This is a genomic window from Pseudomaricurvus sp. ABR4_320 (assembly GCF_056159445.1).
In genome coordinates this window covers 72,457-93,063 of sequence record NZ_JBSWVF010000003.1, presented here as the reverse complement: position 1 = coordinate 93,063, position 20,607 = coordinate 72,457, and the positions used below count along the sequence as shown (strand labels likewise).

Genomic DNA, 20,607 nt, shown 5'->3' with positions numbered 1-20,607 from the left:
GGAGCCCGCATATTACCTTTGTCACTTTGCCGTGGACCTAAGGCGCGGCAGTGACCTGTCGGCACTGATGACAGCCACCTGAAAGCAGGATTATGACGGACTACAAACAGACTTTGAATCTTCCCAAGACCGGGTTTGCCATGAAGGCAAATTTGGCGCAGAGAGAGCCAGCCACGCTAAAGCGTTGGCAGAGTGAGGATCTCTATGCTGCCATTCGTGAAGCCAGGGCCGGTCGACCCCAGTGGATTCTCCACGATGGACCTCCTTACGCCAATGGCGACATACATATTGGTCATTCGGTCAACAAGATTCTCAAAGATATTATCGTCAAATCCAAGACGCTCAGTGGTTATGACTCTCCCTATGTTCCTGGATGGGACTGTCATGGACTGCCGATTGAGCACAATGTTGAGAAAAAAGTCGGCCGTGCAGGCGTAAAAGTGGATTATTCCACCTTCCGCAAAAAGTGCCGCGAGTATGCTCGCAAGCAGGTAGATGGCCAAAAGCGCGACTTCGTACGCCTTGGCGTCTTGGGGGACTGGGACAACCCCTATCTTACGATGAATTTTTCGACCGAGGCCGACATCATCCGGGCCCTCGGCAAGATCATTGAGCGCGGACATCTGCAGCGCGGTTTTAAACCCGTGTTATGGAGTGTGGTTGGCGGATCAGCCCTTGCTGAAGCGGAAGTTGAATATCAAGACAAAACATCCTATTCCATTGATGTTCGCTATCGGCTCGTTGATCAGAGCGAGGCCGCTCAGCGCTTTGATGGCCTTGACGGTACGGGCACAATTTCTGTCGTTATTTGGACCACGACACCTTGGACCTTACCGTCAAGTCAGGCGGTTAGTCTGAACCCAGAGCTGGACTATATTGTGGTTCAAAGTGGTGAGGAGCGCTTGATTATCACCGAAGCGCTTCAAGAGACCTTTTTCTCCCGAACTGGAATGGACTCAGGCGCCGTTGTCGGTAGGGCGAAAGGGCAACAATTGGAAGGTATGTTGTTACAGCATCCGTTCTATGAGCGAACCGTTCCTGTCATTCTCGGTGAACACGTGACCACCGATGCAGGTACCGGTTGTGTTCATACCGCACCAGATCATGGCGTTGACGACTTTAATGTCGGCAAGCGTTACGGGCTCGAAACGCTAAACTATATCGATGATTACGGCGTTTACCGGGATTCGGTGGAAGGCTTTGCCGGTGAGCATGTCTACAAAGTAGACGAAAAAATCATTGCCTGTCTGGAAGAACATGGTGCGCTGGTATGCAAAGCTCAGTTCTCTCACAGTTATCCACATTGCTGGAGAACCAAGACACCATTGATCTATCGGGCGACGCCTCAGTGGTTTATCAGTATGACCAAAGGTGGTTTGCTGGCAGACACCATGGAGGCGGTGGAGAATGTTAAGTGGATTCCCGATTGGGGCAGAGCCAGAATCGATAGTATGCTGCAGTCGAGCCCAGATTGGTGTATCTCGCGGCAGAGAACCTGGGGCGTTCCCATTGCACTGTTTATCCATAAGGAGACACAGGAGCTGCATCCACGCACGGCCGAGCTGATCGAAGCTGTTGCAAAAGAAGTGGAGAAGACTGGGATAGACGCCTGGTACGACCTCGATGCCGAGGCGTTGCTGGGTGATGACGCCAATGCTTACAGTAAAGTGACGGATACATTGGATGTCTGGTTTGATTCCGGGGTTACCCATTATTCGGTTCTTTCCCGTCGGGAAGATTTACGCTATCCCGCCAATCTCTATTTGGAAGGGTCTGATCAACATCGGGGGTGGTTTCAATCGTCTTTGAAAACCTCCATGGCGATGCACGGCCACCCTCCCTACGATGAGGTGTTGACTCACGGTTTTACCGTGGACGAGAAGGGACGCAAGATGTCCAAGTCCATTGGCAATGTGATTCCACCGCAAAAAGTGGTGAATGACCTCGGTGCTGATGTTCTGCGGCTGTGGGTTGCGGCGACGGATTTCAGTGGCGAAATGCGCGTATCCGATGAAATTCTCAAGCGTACCGCAGACTCCTATCGCCGCATACGCAATACCGTTCGCTTTCTTTTGTCGAATCTCAGTGGCTTCGACCCCGCCCGTGATGGGCTGCCCATGGCAGAGTTGATTGCACTGGATCAGTATGCGATTCAGAGAGCGGCGAGCCTGCAAAAGGAGATACAGTCAGCCTACGATAACTACCAGTTCCACACGATCTACCAGAAACTGCACAATTATTGTGTTGTTGATCTGGGTGGCTTTTACCTGGATATTATCAAGGATCGGCAATACACCACAGGTGAGGAGAGCCGCGCTCGCCGATCAGCGCAGACTGCGCTGTATCATATCGTGGAAGCACTGGTTCGCTGGATTGCGCCGATTTTGAGCTTTACCGCTGATGAGATCTGGGCGGCAATACCTGGTGAGCGTTCTGGCAGTATTTTCACTGCAGAGTGGTATGCACTGCCTGACTTACCGATCGCGGAACAGGTGATCGCTGATGACAGCTTCTGGCCTTTCATCGCTGAGGTAAAAACAGCGGTCAATCGTGTATTGGAAAGCCAGCGCAATGAGGGCGTGATCGGAGGCTCTCTGGAGGCGTCGGTAACTCTATGTGCGACACCAGACATGGCTGAGCGTCTAACATCCTTGGGCGATGAGTTGCGCTTTGTGCTGATTACCTCTGAGGTTCGCGTGACTACCGATAGTGTTGACGGCGCCGTCGCAACGGATATCGAGGGGTTAAAGGTCGCAATCGATAAAGCCGCTGGCACTAAATGTGTCCGCTGCTGGCACTACCGTGAGGATGTTGGCTCGGATCCTGAACATCCGGAGATCTGTCAGCGATGTGTCGATAATATTGTCGGTGAAGGTGAGAGTCGTCATTTTGCCTAATTCAATTGCCCGCAACTGGCCCTGGTTTGGCGTTACTTTCGTAGTAATTCTGCTGGATCTGGCGACGAAAAACTGGATGAGTACCCATTTAACCTATGGTGAGCCCTGGGTTATCACATCCTTTTTCAACTTCACACTGCTGCATAACACGGGTGCGGCCTTCAGCTTTCTGAGTGACGCTGGCGGCTGGCAGCGTTGGTTCTTCGGAATTGTCGCAGTGCTGGTCAGTGCCTTTATTGCGATTTGGATGTTGCGTTTAGGCCCTGGCCGACGCCTCGAGGCTCTGGCTCTGGCGCTTATTCTCGGTGGAGCACTGGGTAACCTTTATGATCGGGTTATACTGGGCTACGTGGTGGATTTTCTCGTTGTACACTACAAAGAATACTACTGGCCGGCTTTTAATTTGGCGGATAGCGCCATTTGTGTCGGTGCCGGACTTCTAATCTTTGAATCACTGCGTTCGTCGAAGCAGGCGCCGCAGCAAGCAGAATAAGGTCGTTGCTATGACTCAACTCTCCATTGGCGAGGGCACTCGGGTGACCTTGCATTTCGCCGTTAAGTTGGAAAATGGTGACGTGGTTGACTCCAATTTTGGTGGCGAACCCGCTGAGTTTACCGTGGGCGATGGCAATCTGCCGGACGGGTTCGAGCGTAAGCTTTACGGATTGGTGGCGGGGACCACAGAAACGTTTACCGTTCCGCCAGAAGAGGGGTTCGGGGCAAATAACCCCAATAATCTGCAAAAAATCCCTCGCCAGCAGTTCGCCGCGGATATCGAGTTGGAGCAGGGATTGGTACTGTCTTTTGCCGATGCTCAAAACACGGAGCTTCCCGGTGTTGTGGCGGAGTTTAATGACGATTTTGTCACGATCGATTTCAATCACCCTCTTGCTGGCCGCACTCTGTTATTCGACGTTCAAATTATTGACGTCGTGCCGGCAGCGACCCATTGATCCCGCCTGAATAGATTTTGAGGAACACCCATGTCGGAGCTTTCCATAAACCTCGCTAATCCCAGGGGTTTTTGTGCCGGTGTTGATCGAGCGATTGATATTGTCAATCGAGCCCTAGAAGTCTTTGGGGCACCCATATATGTGCGTCACGAAGTCGTTCACAACAAATTTGTCGTTGATGATCTCCGTGCGCGAGGGGCTGTATTTGTTGAAGAGCTACACGAGGTGCCTGACGACGTCATTGTCATTTTCAGTGCTCACGGGGTGTCTAGAGAAGTCCGTCTGGAAGCCGAGCGACGCAGCTTAAAGGTCTTTGATGCCACCTGTCCGTTGGTCACGAAGGTCCATATGGAAGTGACCCGGTATTCAACAACAGGTACTGAGTGCGTTTTGATTGGTCATGCGGGTCACCCCGAGGTTGAGGGGACTATGGGCCAATACGATGCATCGGCAGGAGGCGCAATTTATCTGGTTGAAAATGAGTCCGACGTTGCCACCTTGAACGTCAAAGACCCAACTCGACTGAGCTATGTTACCCAAACAACCCTTTCGATGGATGATACCGCTAGGGTCATTGATGCGCTGCGGGCTCGCTTTCCTCACATTGTCGGACCGCGACGTGATGATATCTGTTACGCCACTCAAAACCGTCAAGATGCAGTGCGCCAGTTGGCTCTGGAAACCGATTTAGTTCTCGTGGTTGGTTCACCCAACAGCTCCAACTCCAACCGTCTGAGGGAGCTGGCAGAGCGCTGTGGTGTTGGCGCTCATCTGATCGACGGACCAGAAGATATCTCCGCTGAGTGGCTTCAGGGCGTTACTCGTGTAGGTATCACCGCCGGGGCATCTGCGCCGGAGGTACTCGTCCAGGCCGTGATCGATAAGCTTGTCGACTGTGGCGCTCTGCACGTCACCGAATTGGGTGGTATCGAAGAAAATGTTCGCTTTTCTTTACCCAAAGAGCTACGCGAGTCTGTTGCTGGCAAGGTGTGATCCAGTTCACGCGTTAACCCCTACAATTCCCTTCCTTTCGTTATAAGAAAACCGTTTGTCCGGCGAGTGTGACACTCGTCGGACCCATTCCGCACTTCCCCTTTTCGTCTGCTATACCTATGACTGAGCGAATATTCTTTAGCGAAAGTCATGCAGCGGTTTTACGGATTTACCTTAATTGAATTGATGGTCGTAATCGCCATTGCCTCTATTCTGATGCTGGTTGCAGTACCGTCTTTTCAGTCAACAACAGAACGAAGTCGTGTTGAAGCAGTACAAAAAGATCTGATCAGAGATATTGCTCTTGCACGTCAAGAGGCTGCATCGCGCAATCGTGCGGTGAGTTTGTGCAAAAGTGATGACGGTGCGACCTGTAGTTCAGCGGGAGACTGGAATCAAGGATGGATCATGTTTCTCGACACGGCTGGCGGTACGAACGGCGTTGTTGAAAGCGGAGAAGAAATTCTTCGAGTTCACGATGCCATTGCCGCTATGGATGATTTGGAAGCGTCAAACGATTTTTTGAGGTTTTCCGGGCGCGGAGGCTTAGACACACCAGAGACCGGAACACCAGTATTTGCTATTTGTACGCCTGACAATAATGAAGTAAGGGGGGTTCTCGTCACTCGCTCAGGCCGAGCAATAGGCTCTCGACGTTCAGGATCGACGGACTATGTTCAGGTCGATTCCAGTAATAATCCCATAGCACTGTCGTGCTCTTGAGCTGGTGTTAGAGCAATGATGATGAAATTTCAACAGATGGGCGTTGGGCTGATCGAAGTCATGATCGGCCTTTTTGTCTTGGCTATCGGCTTATTGGGGATGGCTAGTCTACAAAACAATGCAATTCAACTTTCAAATACATCCTACTTATATTCTCAAGCAACCTATTTGGCGGAAGACATTTTCGAAAGAATGCGCAGCAATCGAGATGCATTGACATCTTACGCTGTGAATTTTACCGATACGCCCAGTGGTGCAAAAGACTGTACGAGCCAGAGCTGTACCAGTGCGCAATTGGCAAAATGGGATCTCGAAGCTTGGCGTGACGATGTCGCAAATTTCCTACCTTCTGGTAAAGGCGAAGTGACGATTGATTCACTAAGCGGAGAGGCCAGTGTAGCGGTGCGGTTTGAAGACGCTCGTGGAAATGCTGATGCAGCAGACAATGCTGAAAAAGCCGGATCAATGCAATATGTGCGTTTGGCAGGGAAAATTTGATGACGCCAAATGCTAACCCCAATTCTTCAGATCATTTTGATAGGCTGCCGATAAGTCGACAGTTGGGCGTCACCCTTGTCGAGCTTCTGGTATCCATGTTTATCGCATCGCTGGTTCTGGCCGGTGTTTTACAGATGATGGTCGATAACAAAAGCAAATTTCGATTGGCCGACGAGCTGAGTTTTATTCAAGAGAATGTGCGTTTTGCGATGGATGAGCTAGGTAACGACCTGCGAATGGTAGGGTACAGTGGTTGTGGAGCGGCCACAAATGTTGCGAATGTTGTTGATAGCACTGACGTATTTTTTAGTGGTTTTGGTTTAGAAGGGTGGGATGGAAGTGAAGCGATCTCACAATTCCCAACAGAATTTCGATCTGATATGTGGGATGCCGGAAGTTGGTCTTCGGGCGATGAAAAACAGCCAGATTCTTTTGTGGCTCGTTTTGCTCAAACTGACGAATCTATGGTGATTGATGAATCTTCTACGAACACCAATTCCTCTGCAGTTATTAAAATTCTCGGGACTCATAGCGTGTCGAAAGGAGAAATAATGATTGCTACGAGCAATGATTGTTCTCAAGTCAGTATTTTTCAAAATACGCAACAGAATAATAATGGTAACGCGGCGCAATTTGGTCACAACAAAGGGAATAGTGTCTCTCCTGGTAACTGTGTAAAAGATCTTTTTGGGGTAGGGAGTTGCAGCGCAACAACTGGCTTAACGTCAAAGAATTTTGGTAACGGCGGTGTTATTTATCGTATGACGGCGAATGCCTATTATTTAGGGCCGTCAAGTATTGATGCTTCCATACCTGCGCTATATAGAGAAAAACTTCAAGCTCAATCCAACAGCGCTGCAACTATCTCGGAAGAACTGCTGATTGGCGTGGAAAATATGCAAATTAGCTATGGTTTGGATACTGACACGACGTTTGATGCTCAGGCAAATCAGTATGTGACAGCGGATGAAATAAACGGAACGGGTGTGATGACCTGGGATAGAGTGGTATCCGCACGAGTCGAATTGTTGATGCGCTCGATTGATCCTGTATGGCCGGAAGATACTGCCTTTACCTTTAAAGGGACAACCTATTCAGATCGTTTCTTACGCCAGCGATTGGCTTCGACAGTTTTACTGAGAAATCAGGCGTTGGTGAAATGAATCAGTCTCTACGTCGTTTTGGGCCAAGTCAGAGTGTTGCATCGCCTCGCGGGGAGCAGGGCGTTGTGCTTATTATTTGTTTGGTTCTGCTTGCGGTGGTCACCATATTGGGGTTGTCCACGATGGGAGGAACCAGTCTTGAATTAAAAATGGCTTCTTCCTTTCGAGACAGAGGCGTAGCCTTCGAAGCCGCTGAAGAGAGTTTGAGAGTCGCGGAAACCTGGATCGAAGAAACGAATTTAAATCAAGATGATTTTGTTGACGGATGTACGGGCGCTAATTGCTTTAATGTGAATTGTGATAATGGACTGTGTGCATTTTATGATCCCGCCGATCCCTTTACCAGTAGTCTTAAGCCCTCGCAATGCGGCGAGAAGTTGAATGTTCAAGAGGTCTCTGCATGGCAGTGGAGTACGGAAACTGGATACGCCAATGTGTGGAACTCAAAAAAATCTGGCACCAAAAGCGTCGAGGTTTCTCTGAGTAATTCAGAAGCCACTGAAGGTCGCTATATTATCGAATTTCAGTGTTATGCCAATAAGAGTACTTTTGATATTTGTGCCACTTCAGAAGACTTCTGTATGCCGCAATTCAGAATAACCGCGTTGGGTCGTGGTGCGACGGCGGATGCTATCGTAATGTTGCAATCTACCTATAAAAAAACGAACTGATGATCGGAGGGTGTAAAGCAATGACTAAGATCATCGGCTCAACTGTTGCACTAATCGCCTCTTTGGTTTCTACATCTGCCGTGGGAGCGACCAATGAGGACTTTTTTTCTGAGCCTCCCATTTTGTCGGAATCGACAGAGCCGTTGATCCTGCTTGGTCTCTCAGTTGATCATGAGTTATTTAAAAAAGCCTACAACGACTACTCTAATTTGGAAGGGGGAATTTTAACAGAAGAAGATACAACTTATCGCAACGATTTTGATTACTACGGGTACTTTGACTCGAGTTATTGCTACACCTTTAACAGCGGCAGTAATCGCTTCGAACCTGGCATTCATTCGGGAGACTCCCACAAGTGTCCGGCGATGGGAACTGCAAATACCGCTAACGCGTGGAGTGGCAATTTTTTAAATTGGGCTACGATGACCCGAATGGATATTGTTCGCCGCGTATTGTACGGCGGTAAGCGATCCACAGATTCAGAAACAGAGACCGTACTCGAGCGCGCACACTTAAATCGCGATGTACATGCATTTGTCAAAGTATACAGTGGCAGTGATGTCGGCTCCTTTACACCTTATACGTATGACCTAAGTATTTGTAATGTCACCTCGGGTAATGGTACTTGGGCGGCTCCCATAATACGTATCGCTCGAGGGCAGTGGCCCCAGTGGTCGGCAGGGGAACGCGAGCAATGCCAATGGGACAATCAGTCCACGTCTCCCGCTCAGAGTGTTTATCAATTAGTTCAGGCAATGACCGTTAGGGTGCTGGCGTGTGTCAATGCAGACGAAGACAGTTGTGCAGCCTATCCGGGATCAGATATAGACGATGCTTCAGATGATATTTTGAAGCCTGTTGGGTTACTGCAGGAAAATGGTGAGGATGGTGAGCGCCGATTTGGATTAATTACAGGCAGCTATATAAAGAATCACCAGGGCGGCATACTTCGCAAACAGATCTCAAAAATTGCGAGTAACGATGATCCTTCCAAAGATGAAATCAATCTGAGCACAGGCGTTATAAATACCGGTGTGCAGGGTATTATTTATAACCTGGATCTTTTAAAGGTCGCTGGTAATAATTTTACCTCGGGTAATGTGTACGCAGATTGCAATTCTGCAGGTATTACCGTTAATACATTTTTAACCAGTACCGCTTCGAATCGTAAGTGCGCTGATTGGGGTAATCCGCTGGCGGAGATTTATCTTGAAGGTCTTCGCTATTTGGCGGGAAATAAAAATCCGACTGCGGCGTTTGATGGCAGTGATTCTGGTTATCTGCCTCTTTCCAGGATTAGCAGTTGGGAAGATCCTTACGATATCGACGAAGCCTGCTCGCAATGTGCGTTCATCATGCTTTCCAGCGGCATGAACTCTTTTGATGGTGACGATCTTAGCTCCGCTGCCGACTTGCCGGGGTTAAGTGGCGCCTCATCCATTGACATCTATACCAATTCGATTGGCTTGCAGGAGTTTGGGGGCAGTTTCGCTGGCAGTTATTTATCCGGAGGTACGGATGAAAATTGTGCGCCTCGCGTTCTAACGAATCTTTCTGACGCGACAGGCATTTGTCCAGAGCGACCTGCATTGCGTGGCACCTATGACATTGCTGGCTTAGCCTATTACGCCAAGACGGAGGATTTGCGTACACAGACTGGCTTTGATGACAGTCAGCAAGTCGACAATTACATGGTGGAACTGGCAGAGAGTTTACCCAGTTTCACGGTCAACGTTGCTGGGAGTCCCATTCGTTTTTTGCCTGCTTGCCAATCAAATTCCAATGGTAACGCGAATGCGTCGAGCAGTGGTTGGCAAGGCTGTAGTTTGGTGGATGTTCAGATCGAAAGCATGACGGAAGCGAATGGGGACGTCGTCGCCGCAAGTTATTTGGTGTATTGGGAGGATTCCCACTGGGGGCTCGACTACGACACAGATGTTGTACAACGGCTCCAGTTCTGCGTTGGCTCTGCTTGCGGTGGTGGCGTAAATAGTAATGAAATTAAATTTACGTCCACGCCAGTCTATGCTGCGGCGGGCTTTGCTTTGCGTCTTAGCTATACGATTACGGGGACCGCCAGTTCCGATGGAATTGTTTCACCCTGGGCGATGCGCCCGGGTAACAAGAACTTCGATAGCCTAAATGCAGGGCAGTCTCGGCCATCAGGCGTTACCAGTGAGAGCCATACGTTTACGCCGGGTACATCGGTCGCGTCGCTCTTGCCTCGCCCTCTTTATCTGGCTGCGAAATACGGTGGCTTTAATGACATTAATAATAACGGCGAGCCGGATAGTCGCCTGGAATGGGATATTAAAGACAGCCAAGGCAACGCAGTAAAAGGCGCCGATGGAAATTACATTGGTGACGGTGTTCCGGACAACTATTATCAGCTCTCCAATCCGGCCCTGTTAAAAACCGCACTAAATGCGATTTTAACCTCGATTAAAAGTTCCACGACCAGCAGTGCAGCTGCGGCCGTGGTATCCAATAGTGCATCTGGTGACGGCGCTATTTTTCAGGGCACCTATTATCCCGTATTTGAGGCGTCTTCAACCGGCCAGATTAAGTGGGCGGGTCAGCTTCATGGCATTTTCTACGACAGTAACAATTACTTTCGGGAAGATAACCCAAATGCAGGTACTCAGGGAAAACTGGATGGATATGACGTCGATTACAGAGCGGTCTTCGAGTACGACACAGCCAGTAAGCAAACGCGAGTCCATCGTTATTCTTCGTCGGACGATGGTGAAACCTGGTCAGAGGAACCGACAATTGATCACAATGAGTTCGGTTTTATCTGGAATGCCCGCAATGAACTGGGCAAGTTGACCAACGCTCAAGTCAAAGTGCAACGTGCATCTTATGGGAGCAACGCATCGACGGGACGCTACATTCTGTCCGGTGTTGATGTCGATAACGATGGTATGGTCGGCAACTCTGAGCAGTTAGATTTCGATGCAGACACTTTTGATCCATCCAAAAATGATCTATTTCGTTATTTTGGTCTTGATAGCACCAACAAAGAATCCGTTACAGACATCATAAATTTCATCCGTGGTGAGGAGGGAATCGCAACCTATAGAACCCGTGCCGTTGATTATGATGATGATGGTGCCGAAGAAGTCTGGCGGCTGGGAGATGTTGTAAATTCCGCTCCGACGTCGGTTAGTGTGCCTCGAGCGGGGTACGACTCTCTATATGGGGACGACAGTTACACGGCATTTCGACAGCATTACGAGAAAAGAAGGCAGGTCATCTACGTTGGCGGAAACGATGGTATGTTGCACGCCTTCAATGCGGGTTTTTACGATTCCTCGACCAAATCCTACCGCTTGCAATCGGAAGGGGGCTCCGAGGTTGCTCACCCTCTAGGGGCTGAGCTGTGGGCCTATGTTCCTATGTCTGTTCTTCCCCATTTACAGTGGCTCACCTCGCCGGATTACAAACATACCTATTACGTTGACGGGTCACCCAGAGTCTATGAGGTGAATATCTTTGACCACGACGAAGACCATATCAACGGTTGGGGAACGATTTTGGTGGTTGGTATGCGTTTTGGCGGCGGCGACTACAGCTTGGACCCAAACAGCGATGAAGGTGAGATTGATCTCGACGGCGACAACGTGACCATGCGTTCGTCCTATCTGATCCTTGATGTAACCAATCCAGAAAAGCCGCCGCAACTGCTCGCTGAAGTTCGTCGACCACCCGCTGAACTTGCCAACATCCTGATGAATAGCGGGGGCAGTGGCTATATATCACCGCCGCTCGTAACGGTATCTGGTGCAGGTTCAGGTCTCACCGCAGAAGCGGTATTGGCCGAACGGGGAGAATTGGTCGATCTTGTTATCAACAATGGCGGTAGCGGCTACTCCGTGGGGGATTCGCTTTCGGTGGAAGGCGATGGTTCCGGTGCGGTGGTGGTTGTTACATCTGTCGATGGTAACGGAGCCGTCACTGGAGCATCTGTTTCGGCCAATGGTACCGGTTACTCCACTATTTCTGTAACGGCGTCACGTGGATATACCGACGCTGTGTTGGAAACCAGTATAACCGATGGAAAACTGGTCTCCGTTGGGGTTACTTCTGGCGGCAGTGGCTACTCGGTCGGCGATGCAATTGCCTTTGTTGGCAACGGTACGGGTGCTGTCGCAACCGTAGGGAGTGTCGACGGAAGCGGCGCAATTACTTCGGTAAATGTTGCCGTGTCGGGAAGCGATTATACGGCCATCTCGGTCGATAGCGTTGTTCGCTCTGGTGCCGAGACGGCAGATATTACTGGGGTATTGGGGTTTGCGGTAGAGTCGATTGGTGTGGCCAGCCAGGGTGAAAACTACAACGGATCTGCAAGCGTCACGGTTGCGCCCCCCGGTGGCACAGGTGCAACGGCAACCGCCAGCGTTCACTTTGGCTTTCCGACATGGGGTTACACGACATCTCGAGCGGTAGTCGTGAAGCGGCGAGAAGACAGTGATTCGAGTTCATCGTCTTCGGGTGGGGGTAACAACACGGTTGATAAGAATGACTGGTACTTAATCTTTGGGTCTGGTCCAAGTGGTTCTGATGCTTTATCGAATGCCGAGAGTAATGACAGCGCAAAATTATTCTACTTTGATCTTAAGTCTAAATCCTTCGTCGGCTTTCAGGAGTTTGACAGCAATGCATTTGTCGGCAATTTGATTGCGGAAGACTGGGATGGTGACTACACAGATGACGCTGTGTATTTCGGTACGGTAGCGACCAGTTCCGGCGTTCAAGACGGAGAGTTGAAGCGTCTTAAATTAACCTTTGGTGCCATTGAGCAATCGGTTCTGGATACCTTGCTTGATACCAATAATCCAGTCTACGAAACGCCTCGGTTGAGAATAGATGGTTCGGGTAATCGCTGGATCTATTCCGGTAGCGGTAGATTCATTGTTGAAGAGGACAATTCGACAACAGAATTACAGCACTATTACGGCATTATTGAGCCGCAGCCATTCAGTACAGTCTCAACGAACGATATGGTAAATACGACGGACATACAGGTCTTTTCCGTAAACCCAAATACCTATTCAACGGACAACTATATCCGAGACTGTGAGTCGCCCTGTGCGGATGGCGGAGCAGATGTCTATGTTGATGGTAACAAGCTTGAAAGTTGGCAAGAATTACGGGATGCCATTTCGCAGAAGAGCGGTTGGTATCGTGAATTGACGTTGACGGGTAATACCAACAGTGGTTCAAGAACTTTGGGTTCTACAAACTTTCAAGGTTCGAGTGTGATTTTTTCTGAATATTCGCCATCCACTCAGCAGTGCGAAAAAATTGGACTCTCCCGTATTACTGGCGTGCATTATTTAACGGGCACGGCATCCCCTTACGCGGCGATAGGAACAAATACAGATTCAACCTACAACGATGGCGCACTGGTGGAGACAGACTTTGGAACGACAAATTCTCTCACTATGTTGCCCGTTGGTAAGGAAGATAATTCCGATGCGGTGGACGGTGCTGTGACGCCAAATGACGATAAAGGGGTTCCTTCAAACCTGCAGATCAATTCCGAACCCTCGCCCTTTGGCCGTCAGTCCTGGCGGGAAATTCGAATCGACTGGGATGCCGGACTTTAAGTTCTGTCGCCCTTATGTATCGATCTTTAAAGGTGATTTATGACACACAGAGATGAATCTGGTTTTACACTCGTGGAAATTATGATCGTCGTCGCGATTATTGCAATTTTAGCCGCTGTTGCTATCCCTTCCTATCAAGACAGCGCCACTAAATCGCGACGTTCCGATGCCAAAGCCGCGCTGAGTGCCGCCGCTGCCGCTCAGGAAAGATATTTTTTTCAGAACAATGGATACACAACGGATGTGGACAATATTGGCGGTGATTCCGGGACTCTGTTGTCGCCAGAAGAGTACTACACCATCACCATCGGGGATAATGATGGGGAGGGCAGCTGCACGACCTCGCCAAAGAACAATTGCTTCACCTTGACGGCGTTACCCGTGAGCGGCGGTCCCCAAGCCGGGGATGGTGACTGTGCCAGATTTACCCTCAATCATCGCGGCGTTAAAACAGCTGTTACATCTGGTGGCTCTGAGAATAAAGAGCAGTGTTGGTAATTGAAAAGAGATCTCTGTCGCGGCAAGAATGGTGTGACAGCTCTACGAACATTTCATCGACGACTTCTTTTCAACGGCGCTTTGGCTCTCCAGCAAATAGGGGCGGCCAACGCCATTCCAGGTGATTTTCCGGCTGGGTGTCGCTTCCGCGCCGAGAGATTTTTCACAGACAAGGATGCTGCCGGTAATCGGCGCGCGACCCAAATTATCAAATTGGGCCGTGGTCAGTCCAAACCCCAGTCGGGTTTGCAATCTCACTTTGTTGCTTGAAACGGATTGAGTAAATATTTTCTCTTCGGGTTCGATCAGATCATTGCCGTTCGCGTCATCAAAGACAATCAGCTCGCTTTCCCAATCGCGACTGCAGGTCATTCCGTCGTTGGATCCACACAGTGAATAGGTTTGATTATGGTGTTGCGCTTTACTGCGAGCATACTGCAGTGTTTTATAAACATCGGCTGCGATAGCGTCCGCTTCATTGCGTGTCGTGAGCGAGCTAAATCCAGGCGCTGCCGTCAGCAGCAAAATGGAAATGATGGTGATGCAGATGAGGAGTTCTAGTAGGGTAAATCCGTGGCTTTTCATGGTTCTCTACCTTCCGTGGTAAATGAGAAAGCCAGTTTACGTCAGTTGCCGTGAAATTCGATCCGTCAAAAGAACCAAGTTTTATTTTTCACGCTAGGACGCTGCGTCGCTGTCCAATCCCAGCTTTTTTAAACGATAGCGAAACGAGCGAAAGCTGACTCCCAAGGCTTTGGCTGCAGCGGTTCGGTTCCAGCGGTGTTTTTCCAATGCATTGATGATGACTTCTCGCTCGATCTCCTCCAGGTAGTCGTCCAGGGAACCCGCTTCTTCAAGATTGCCGGGATTGTAAGAAGCGCCTTTGGTGTCTTGAGTGGATGGTGTTGGCGAGGCCAGCTGTAAGTCATCGCCGTCAATCTGATCGTCTTCACAGAGGGTAAAGGCACGCTCGAGAATGTTTTCCAATTCTCGTACATTGCCTGGAAACGGATATTCTCTAAGTGTGGCCAGAGCGGCTTCTGTCAGCGTGGGCGGAGCCATGCATATTTCGTGGGCAAATTTGTCGAGGAAAAAGTTCGCCAGGGATTCTATATCTTCTTTGCGCTCTCTGAGCGGTGGAATTTCAATGCGAATCACATTGATACGATAAAATAAGTCGCTGCGAAATTTCTCGCGCTCGACTTCTTTGGCAAGGTCTTTGTGGGTGGCGCTGAGGATCCGCACATCGATGGGAATCTCTTTATCAGAGCCAATGGGACGCACGGCTTTTTCCTGTAGGGCGCGGAGCAGTTTAACCTGCATTTCCAAGGGTAAGTCGGCAACTTCATCCAGAAACAGAGTGCCTCCATTTGCGGCTTGGAACAGCCCTTGTTTATCGCCACTGGCGCCAGTAAAGCTGCCTTTTTTATGGCCGAAGAATTCACTTTCCATCAGTTCTTTGGGGATGGCGCCACAGTTTACGGGCACGAAGGGGCCGTCGGCTCTCACCCCCTGGAAGTGAATTGCGCGGGCGACCAGTTCTTTTCCGGTGCCTGATTCTCCGCTGATATAGACCGGGGCCTGACTGCGGCAAACTTTCGCAATTTGCCTTTGTAGACGTTGCATCCCCGCAGACTCACCCAACAATTCGCTTGTTTTGCGCTGTGCAACGTTGTCGCCAAGCCTCAGTGCGGTTTGTATAAGCGCTCGTAAGTGGTTGAGTCCGACAGGCTTCGAAATAAAGTCGAAGGCGCCGGCTTTCATCGCGGTGATTGCGCTGTCCATATTGCCATGGGCGGTAAAAACGGCGACGGGAAGTTGCGGCATGCGGCTTTGAATCCAGCTGACCAGCTCGATACCGTCGCCGTCTGGCAGGCGCAGATCGGTCAGACATACGTCGTAGCTGTTGCGCCCCAGTTGGGCCTTGGCATCGGCGATGGTCGCCGCAGCGTCATGTGCGATACCCATGCGCTGTAGAGTGATTCCCAGAAGCTCTCGAATATCCGGTTCGTCGTCGATGATCAGTGCCTTGGTTTCCGCCATGGTGTCCTCGTTTAAAACACGCGTTCCGGATGAGCGAAGTCAATACGAAAACAGCTCTTTCCGTCCGTGCGTTGATAGCTGATGACCGCGTTGTTGGATTCGCAGAGTTCTTTGCAAAGATAGAGGCCCAGACCTGAACCGCTGACTTCTGTTGTGAAGAAGGGTTCGAAGATCAGAGCAATATTGTCCTCACTGATGCCTTCGCCCTGGTCAATAACCTGTAACCAAGCGAGGTCAGTCTGCGTGTTTGTTCCTGCGGCCAGTGTGGCTTTGGCTTCTCCTATTGATTTTAGACTGTGCCTGAGTCCGTTATCGAGTAAGTTGGTCAATATCTGCTGCAAGTGGCTGATGTCGATCCGGGTTCGTATCGGGCTGTCGTCCAGTTCAACATTGATCTCGGGTCGGTTACCGTCGAGTTCACGGTATTCTCGGACGAACTCAGGCAGCCAAGCTGCGAGGTCAGTAATTTCTGGTTTGGCGGCTTGGCGTCGCGATAACTGCAGAACATTTTCGATGATCTGATTGACCCGCTCACAGTTGTTTTCCACGATGTCAGCCAGGCGGCGGTCCCCGTCGATGAGCTGGTCGGATTCTGCCAGCAACTGGGCCGCATGACTGATCGCGCCGAGAGGGTTGCGGATTTCGTGGGCGATACTGGCGGTCAGGCGGCCGAGAGATGCCAGTTTCAGGTTTTGGGCTTCGCGGGTTAGGGCTCGTGCGTCTTCGACGTAAATCAAAATGTTGGACGAGGTGGAAGGAGGAGAGGCTTCCTGTAGTAAATTCGAAAATCGAATGCGTGCTTCGGCGCCGGTCGCGGGCACTTTCAGATTTGGTGTACGAGATTCGGGATAGTTTTGCCAGAGAGACAGGTATTCTTCCAGTTCCGGTAGATGGCTGAGTCGCCTCTGGGATTTGGGGGCCTCCCAGCCCAGTAGATCGACGGCAGATTGGTTGATCAGCTGGACATCTCCCTTCGGATTACAAACCACGACGCCAGTCTGCATCCGTTCGATAATCAACTGGGCGAGATCCTGTAAGTGTCTGATGTTTGCCTGTTGTTCGGCGACACTGATCGAGGTAGCCCGCAGTCGGCTGCTGAGATAGCTGAAAGCGACTGCTAGTGTAAACAGCATAAATCCTAATATGCCGGTGGAAAAAAGCGCGCGGGAATCGGCTTGTGCGCTGGCTTCGCCGGCAAGTGTCTCGATCAGCAGCAGTATGGTTGCTGTCGCTGCAAGAGCGGAACTGGCGCGAAGATTGAGCAAGATGCCACTGATCGCTGTCGTCGCCATGAGCAGGGGATTGATGCCGCTGCCAACACCTCCAGAGGCGTGGCTAACCAGCACCAAGACCACGATATCAATCAGCAGGAGAAAGAAGAGTTGCTCAGATGACGAATGGAATTTTTGCTTCCAGAGTATGGCCAGTACGGCCAAATTCAGGCAGGTGTAGGCGCCTGTCGTAAAAAGGAAAAGATCCGGTTGTAAGGTGCCCAGGATTTTGGGGGCAACACCCAACAGATACATGCTTGCCAGCAGGGCGCCCAGCGCTATGCGGTAGAACGCATAGATTTTCAGCAGGGCAACATTTCTCTGATTGGCATCTTTGGGCATGAAACTTTGCTTAATAGGCGGGTTTATTCGAAAATAGCCCACCTCTGGCAGTCTGGCCACCGTAGAGGCGGGGATTCGCTCTGATGGTTGGCCGTCGAAGGATGATGTCTGATCTAGGCCAGCCCCTTTTCGTCAGGGGGCATGAAACCTCTCTGGGCAACATTAAACGGACTGCGGAATATTGTGGTCAGGAGAGCGTTCATGCTTACTCTCAGGGTCGTTATGGCCCAGATTAACCCCATGGTTGGGGACATACATAGAAATGCCGAGCTCGTGATCGATACCGCTCGGCATGCGGAATCTGAATTTGGTGCCGATATCGTCGTCTTTCCGGAACTGACGCTAACGGGTTACCCACCGGAGGATCTTCTGCTGAGAAAAAGCCTTGCCGATCGCATCGAGGAAGGCCTTGCTGCTATCTGCAATGCATCCCTGCAAGCGACAGTGATTTTGGGTTTTCCCAGAATCGAAGATGGCAGCTTGTACAATCGCGCGGGAGTCATCGAATCCAGCGACATTCAGGTTGAATACTCCAAACAGCACTTGCCTAATTACCGAGTATTTGATGAGAAGCGCTACTTTACGCCGGGCGACAGCGATTGCATTGTGCGGGTCAAGGGCATTCGCACTGCGATTACCATCTGTGAGGACATCTGGCAGGAGGCGCCAATCCTCCAGGCGCGGGAGGCCGGTGCCCAGCTTCTGATCAATATTAATGCTTCGCCATACCATGCAGGCAAGCTGGAAGAACGGCGCACGCTTTTGCGAGAACGCGCTCGGCAGGGCGGTATGCCCATTATCTACGTCAATCAGATTGGCGGTCAGGATGACCTTATTTTTGATGGGGCATCTCTGGCGCTGGATGAAAAAGGCGATGTGCAGGTGCAGGCGCCAGCGTTTCGGGAAGCCCTGACGCCAGTCGACATTTCTGTCGGTGGTAGTAGCTGCACCGTGATGGGCGGCTCGATTGCCACCATTCCCGATCGTCTTGCCAGCATTTATCAGGCTCTGGTGTTAGGGGTTCGGGATTACGTCAATAAAAACGGCTTTAAGGGCGTGATCCTCGGGCTGTCCGGAGGTATCGATTCTGCTCTGACGTTGGCCATTGCCGTGGATGCTTTGGGCAAAGATCGTGTCGACGCTGTCATGCTGCCTTTCCGCTTTACCTCCGAAATGAGCAAAGATGATGCCGCTGATGAAGCTCAGCGTCTCGGTGTGCATTTCGCCTCGATTCCGATTGATTCTGTGTTTGATACCTTTATGACGTCGCTCAGCGAGGAGTATGTCGGTAAAGGGATGGATCGTACGGAAGAGAACCTGCAGGCGCGTTGCCGCGGCGTCATCCTGATGTTCCTGTCCAATAAAAAAGGATATTTGGTCCTGACCACGGGCAATAAAAGCGAGCTTGCGGTGGGATATGCCACCTTGTACGGCGATATGGCCGGTGGCTTTGACGTACTCAAGGATGTGCCTAAAACACTGGTCTACGAATTAGCACGCTATCGTAATCGGTTGGAAGAGGTCATTCCCGCGAGGGTTTTAGAGCGTCCGCCATCGGCAGAGTTGGCGCCAGCCCAATTGGACGAACACGACATTCCCAAGTACGAGGTTCTGGATCAGATTCTGGAATTGTACGTGGGCGAAGATCTCAGTGCAGATGATATCGTTGCTATGGGCTATGAGGAGGAAATGGTGTATCGCGTGTTGCGCCAAGTGGATCGTAACGAATATAAGCGTCGCCAGAGCCCGGTCGGGCCAAGAATTTCCCAGCGGGGTTTCGGCAGGGATCGCCGATACCCCATTACCAACGGCTGGCGCTTAGGGCACTGACGGAGCCGAGGAACCATTTTCCCGGTACTCCGGGTTGTAGATTTCGCGACTGTCGAAGCCCAGCGGGTCTTTTTTATCGAAAAGGCCCAGCGTTAGCGTGGAAAGCCAGGTTTTATCGCCAGAGCGGCGGCTGTGCTGGAAGTTAAAATCACCGTTGTCCGCTAGAGCTGGGTGATCCGGATAGTTAATTTTCAGCGTTTCCAGCGCGTCAGCGCCGAGATCATCCATCCCTAAAAAATGGTAACTCTGAATCATCACCGCCAGCGCATCCGGCACTGCGGGCGTCTGCTGAAAGTTCTCAACGACATAGCGGCCACGATTTGCTGCAGCGATATAGGCGCCGCGCTTCATATAATAATTGGCGACGTGAATTTCGTAGCGAGCTAATAGATTTCTTAGATAAATCATGCGCTTACGGGCATCAGGCGCATATTCACTATTGGGAAACAAGGCCAATAGCTGGGAAAAATAGGCGAAGGATTCACGTGCAGCACCCGGGTCGCGACTGGTCAGGTCTGTCTCGACAAAACGCTCGAACATGCCTCGACCTTCTGTGAAGGAAGCCAGGCCCTTCATGTAGTAGGCATAGTCTACGTGCCTATGTTGGGGGTGCAGGCGAATAAAACGATCGGCGGCTGCAGTGGCGGCGTCGTGCTCGTAATTGCGATAATAGGCGTAGATCAGCTCGAGTTGTGCCTGCTCGGCGTAGGTGCCGAACGGGAAGTTCGCCTCCAGCGCCTGGAGGTTTTCGATGGCCAGATCCCAGCGGTTGGCGTCGAGCTGGCGCTCAGCTGCTTCGTAAAATTCTTTTTCGGTAGCCATCTTAGGCTCACGTTTTTCATCGTTGGATGAGCAGGCAAATAGGAAAAGCAGGCTGCAGCCAATTATAATCGTGCGAATGTACATGTCTGACAGAAATCTAGTTATGAATCGTTTCAAGCCCTCCGCAGAGGAAGGCCATTTGCAGTGCGTACCGCCAATGGGTTTCAGCACGCGTCGCAGCGCGCTATTAAAGCACAGTGGGGGTTTTGGCCCAAACGTTTCCCGCGTTGATCGCAGAATAACCACCCGAGATGAATTGCATCTACGGGGGTATTGGACCTCATTATGGCA

The 20,607-nt window shown here is 50.7% G+C and carries 15 protein-coding genes; 11 read left to right on the top strand and 4 right to left on the bottom strand.

The annotated features are described in order from the left end of the window. The first annotated feature begins 92 nt into the window (after positions 1 to 92). From ileS to ACXAFR_RS06665, 10 genes are all read left to right on the top strand, one after another. Entirely contained in the window at positions 93 to 2,897 is a 2,805-nt protein-coding gene (ileS, locus tag ACXAFR_RS06710; RefSeq protein WP_475174212.1) for an isoleucine--tRNA ligase, read from the top strand. Then, positions 2,890 to 3,390, top strand: coding sequence for a signal peptidase II (gene lspA, locus ACXAFR_RS06705; RefSeq protein WP_475174206.1), 501 nt, complete (start codon positions 2,890 to 2,892; stop codon positions 3,388 to 3,390). The genes ileS and lspA overlap by 8 nt, the downstream gene beginning before the upstream one ends. A 10-nt stretch (positions 3,391 to 3,400) precedes the next feature. Next, positions 3,401 to 3,850, top strand: coding sequence for an FKBP-type peptidyl-prolyl cis-trans isomerase (locus ACXAFR_RS06700; RefSeq protein ID WP_475174200.1), 450 nt, complete (start codon positions 3,401 to 3,403; stop codon positions 3,848 to 3,850). Between the two features lie 30 nt (positions 3,851 to 3,880). Beyond that, a complete protein-coding gene (gene ispH, locus ACXAFR_RS06695) occupies positions 3,881 to 4,843 on the top strand; it encodes a 4-hydroxy-3-methylbut-2-enyl diphosphate reductase (RefSeq protein ID WP_475174194.1) in 963 nt (320 codons plus the stop codon). A 150-nt stretch (positions 4,844 to 4,993) separates the two neighbouring features. Beyond that, on the top strand, positions 4,994 to 5,566 hold the full coding sequence (locus tag ACXAFR_RS06690) for a GspH/FimT family pseudopilin (RefSeq protein WP_475174192.1): 573 nt from the start codon (positions 4,994 to 4,996) through the stop codon (positions 5,564 to 5,566). 15 nt (positions 5,567 to 5,581) lie between these two features. Continuing rightward, the gene (pilV, locus tag ACXAFR_RS06685) at positions 5,582 to 6,064 is read left to right on the top strand and encodes a type IV pilus modification protein PilV (protein ID WP_475174188.1); all 483 of its coding nucleotides are present in this window, start codon (positions 5,582 to 5,584) and stop codon (positions 6,062 to 6,064) included. Then, entirely contained in the window at positions 6,064 to 7,227 is a 1,164-nt protein-coding gene (locus ACXAFR_RS06680) for a PilW family protein (RefSeq protein ID WP_475174183.1), read from the top strand. The genes pilV and ACXAFR_RS06680 overlap by 1 nt, the downstream gene beginning before the upstream one ends. Next, positions 7,224 to 7,898 carry a pilus assembly PilX family protein gene (locus ACXAFR_RS06675; RefSeq protein ID WP_475174180.1) on the top strand — a complete coding sequence of 225 codons (675 nt, stop codon included), beginning with the start codon at positions 7,224 to 7,226 and terminating at the stop codon, positions 7,896 to 7,898. The genes ACXAFR_RS06680 and ACXAFR_RS06675 overlap by 4 nt, the downstream gene beginning before the upstream one ends. 20 nt (positions 7,899 to 7,918) lie before the next feature. Next, positions 7,919 to 13,510, top strand: coding sequence for a pilus assembly protein (locus ACXAFR_RS06670; RefSeq protein ID WP_475174177.1), 5,592 nt, complete (start codon positions 7,919 to 7,921; stop codon positions 13,508 to 13,510). 39 nt (positions 13,511 to 13,549) lie between these two features. Further along, positions 13,550 to 14,008, top strand: coding sequence for a type IV pilin protein (locus tag ACXAFR_RS06665; protein WP_475174174.1), 459 nt, complete (start codon positions 13,550 to 13,552; stop codon positions 14,006 to 14,008). 42 nt (positions 14,009 to 14,050) lie between these two features. Here ACXAFR_RS06665 and ACXAFR_RS06660 read toward each other — a convergent pair whose 3' ends face one another. The 3 genes from ACXAFR_RS06660 to ACXAFR_RS06650 form a co-directional block, all read right to left on the bottom strand. Then, a complete protein-coding gene (locus ACXAFR_RS06660; protein ID WP_475174171.1) occupies positions 14,051 to 14,593 on the bottom strand; it encodes a GspH/FimT family pseudopilin in 543 nt (180 codons plus the stop codon). A gap of 93 nt (positions 14,594 to 14,686) precedes the next feature. Then, entirely contained in the window at positions 14,687 to 16,051 is a 1,365-nt protein-coding gene (locus tag ACXAFR_RS06655) for a sigma-54-dependent transcriptional regulator (RefSeq protein WP_475174168.1), read from the bottom strand. 11 nt (positions 16,052 to 16,062) lie between these two features. Beyond that, positions 16,063 to 17,664, bottom strand: coding sequence for a sensor histidine kinase (locus ACXAFR_RS06650; protein ID WP_475174161.1), 1,602 nt, complete (start codon positions 17,662 to 17,664; stop codon positions 16,063 to 16,065). Between the two features lie 201 nt (positions 17,665 to 17,865). Here ACXAFR_RS06650 and ACXAFR_RS06645 point away from each other — a divergent pair, with 201 nt between their 5' ends. Then, positions 17,866 to 19,494, top strand: a complete 1,629-nt coding sequence (locus ACXAFR_RS06645; RefSeq protein WP_475174158.1) for an NAD+ synthase — start codon at positions 17,866 to 17,868, stop codon at positions 19,492 to 19,494. On the opposite strand, the gene ACXAFR_RS06640 is transcribed toward ACXAFR_RS06645, so the two are convergent. Beyond that, complete coding sequence (locus ACXAFR_RS06640; RefSeq protein WP_475174153.1) at positions 19,483 to 20,400, bottom strand: outer membrane protein assembly factor BamD; 918 nt, start codon at positions 20,398 to 20,400, stop codon at positions 19,483 to 19,485. The two genes, ACXAFR_RS06645 and ACXAFR_RS06640, sit on opposite strands and share 12 nt — an antisense overlap. Between the last annotated feature and the right edge of the window lie 207 nt (positions 20,401 to 20,607).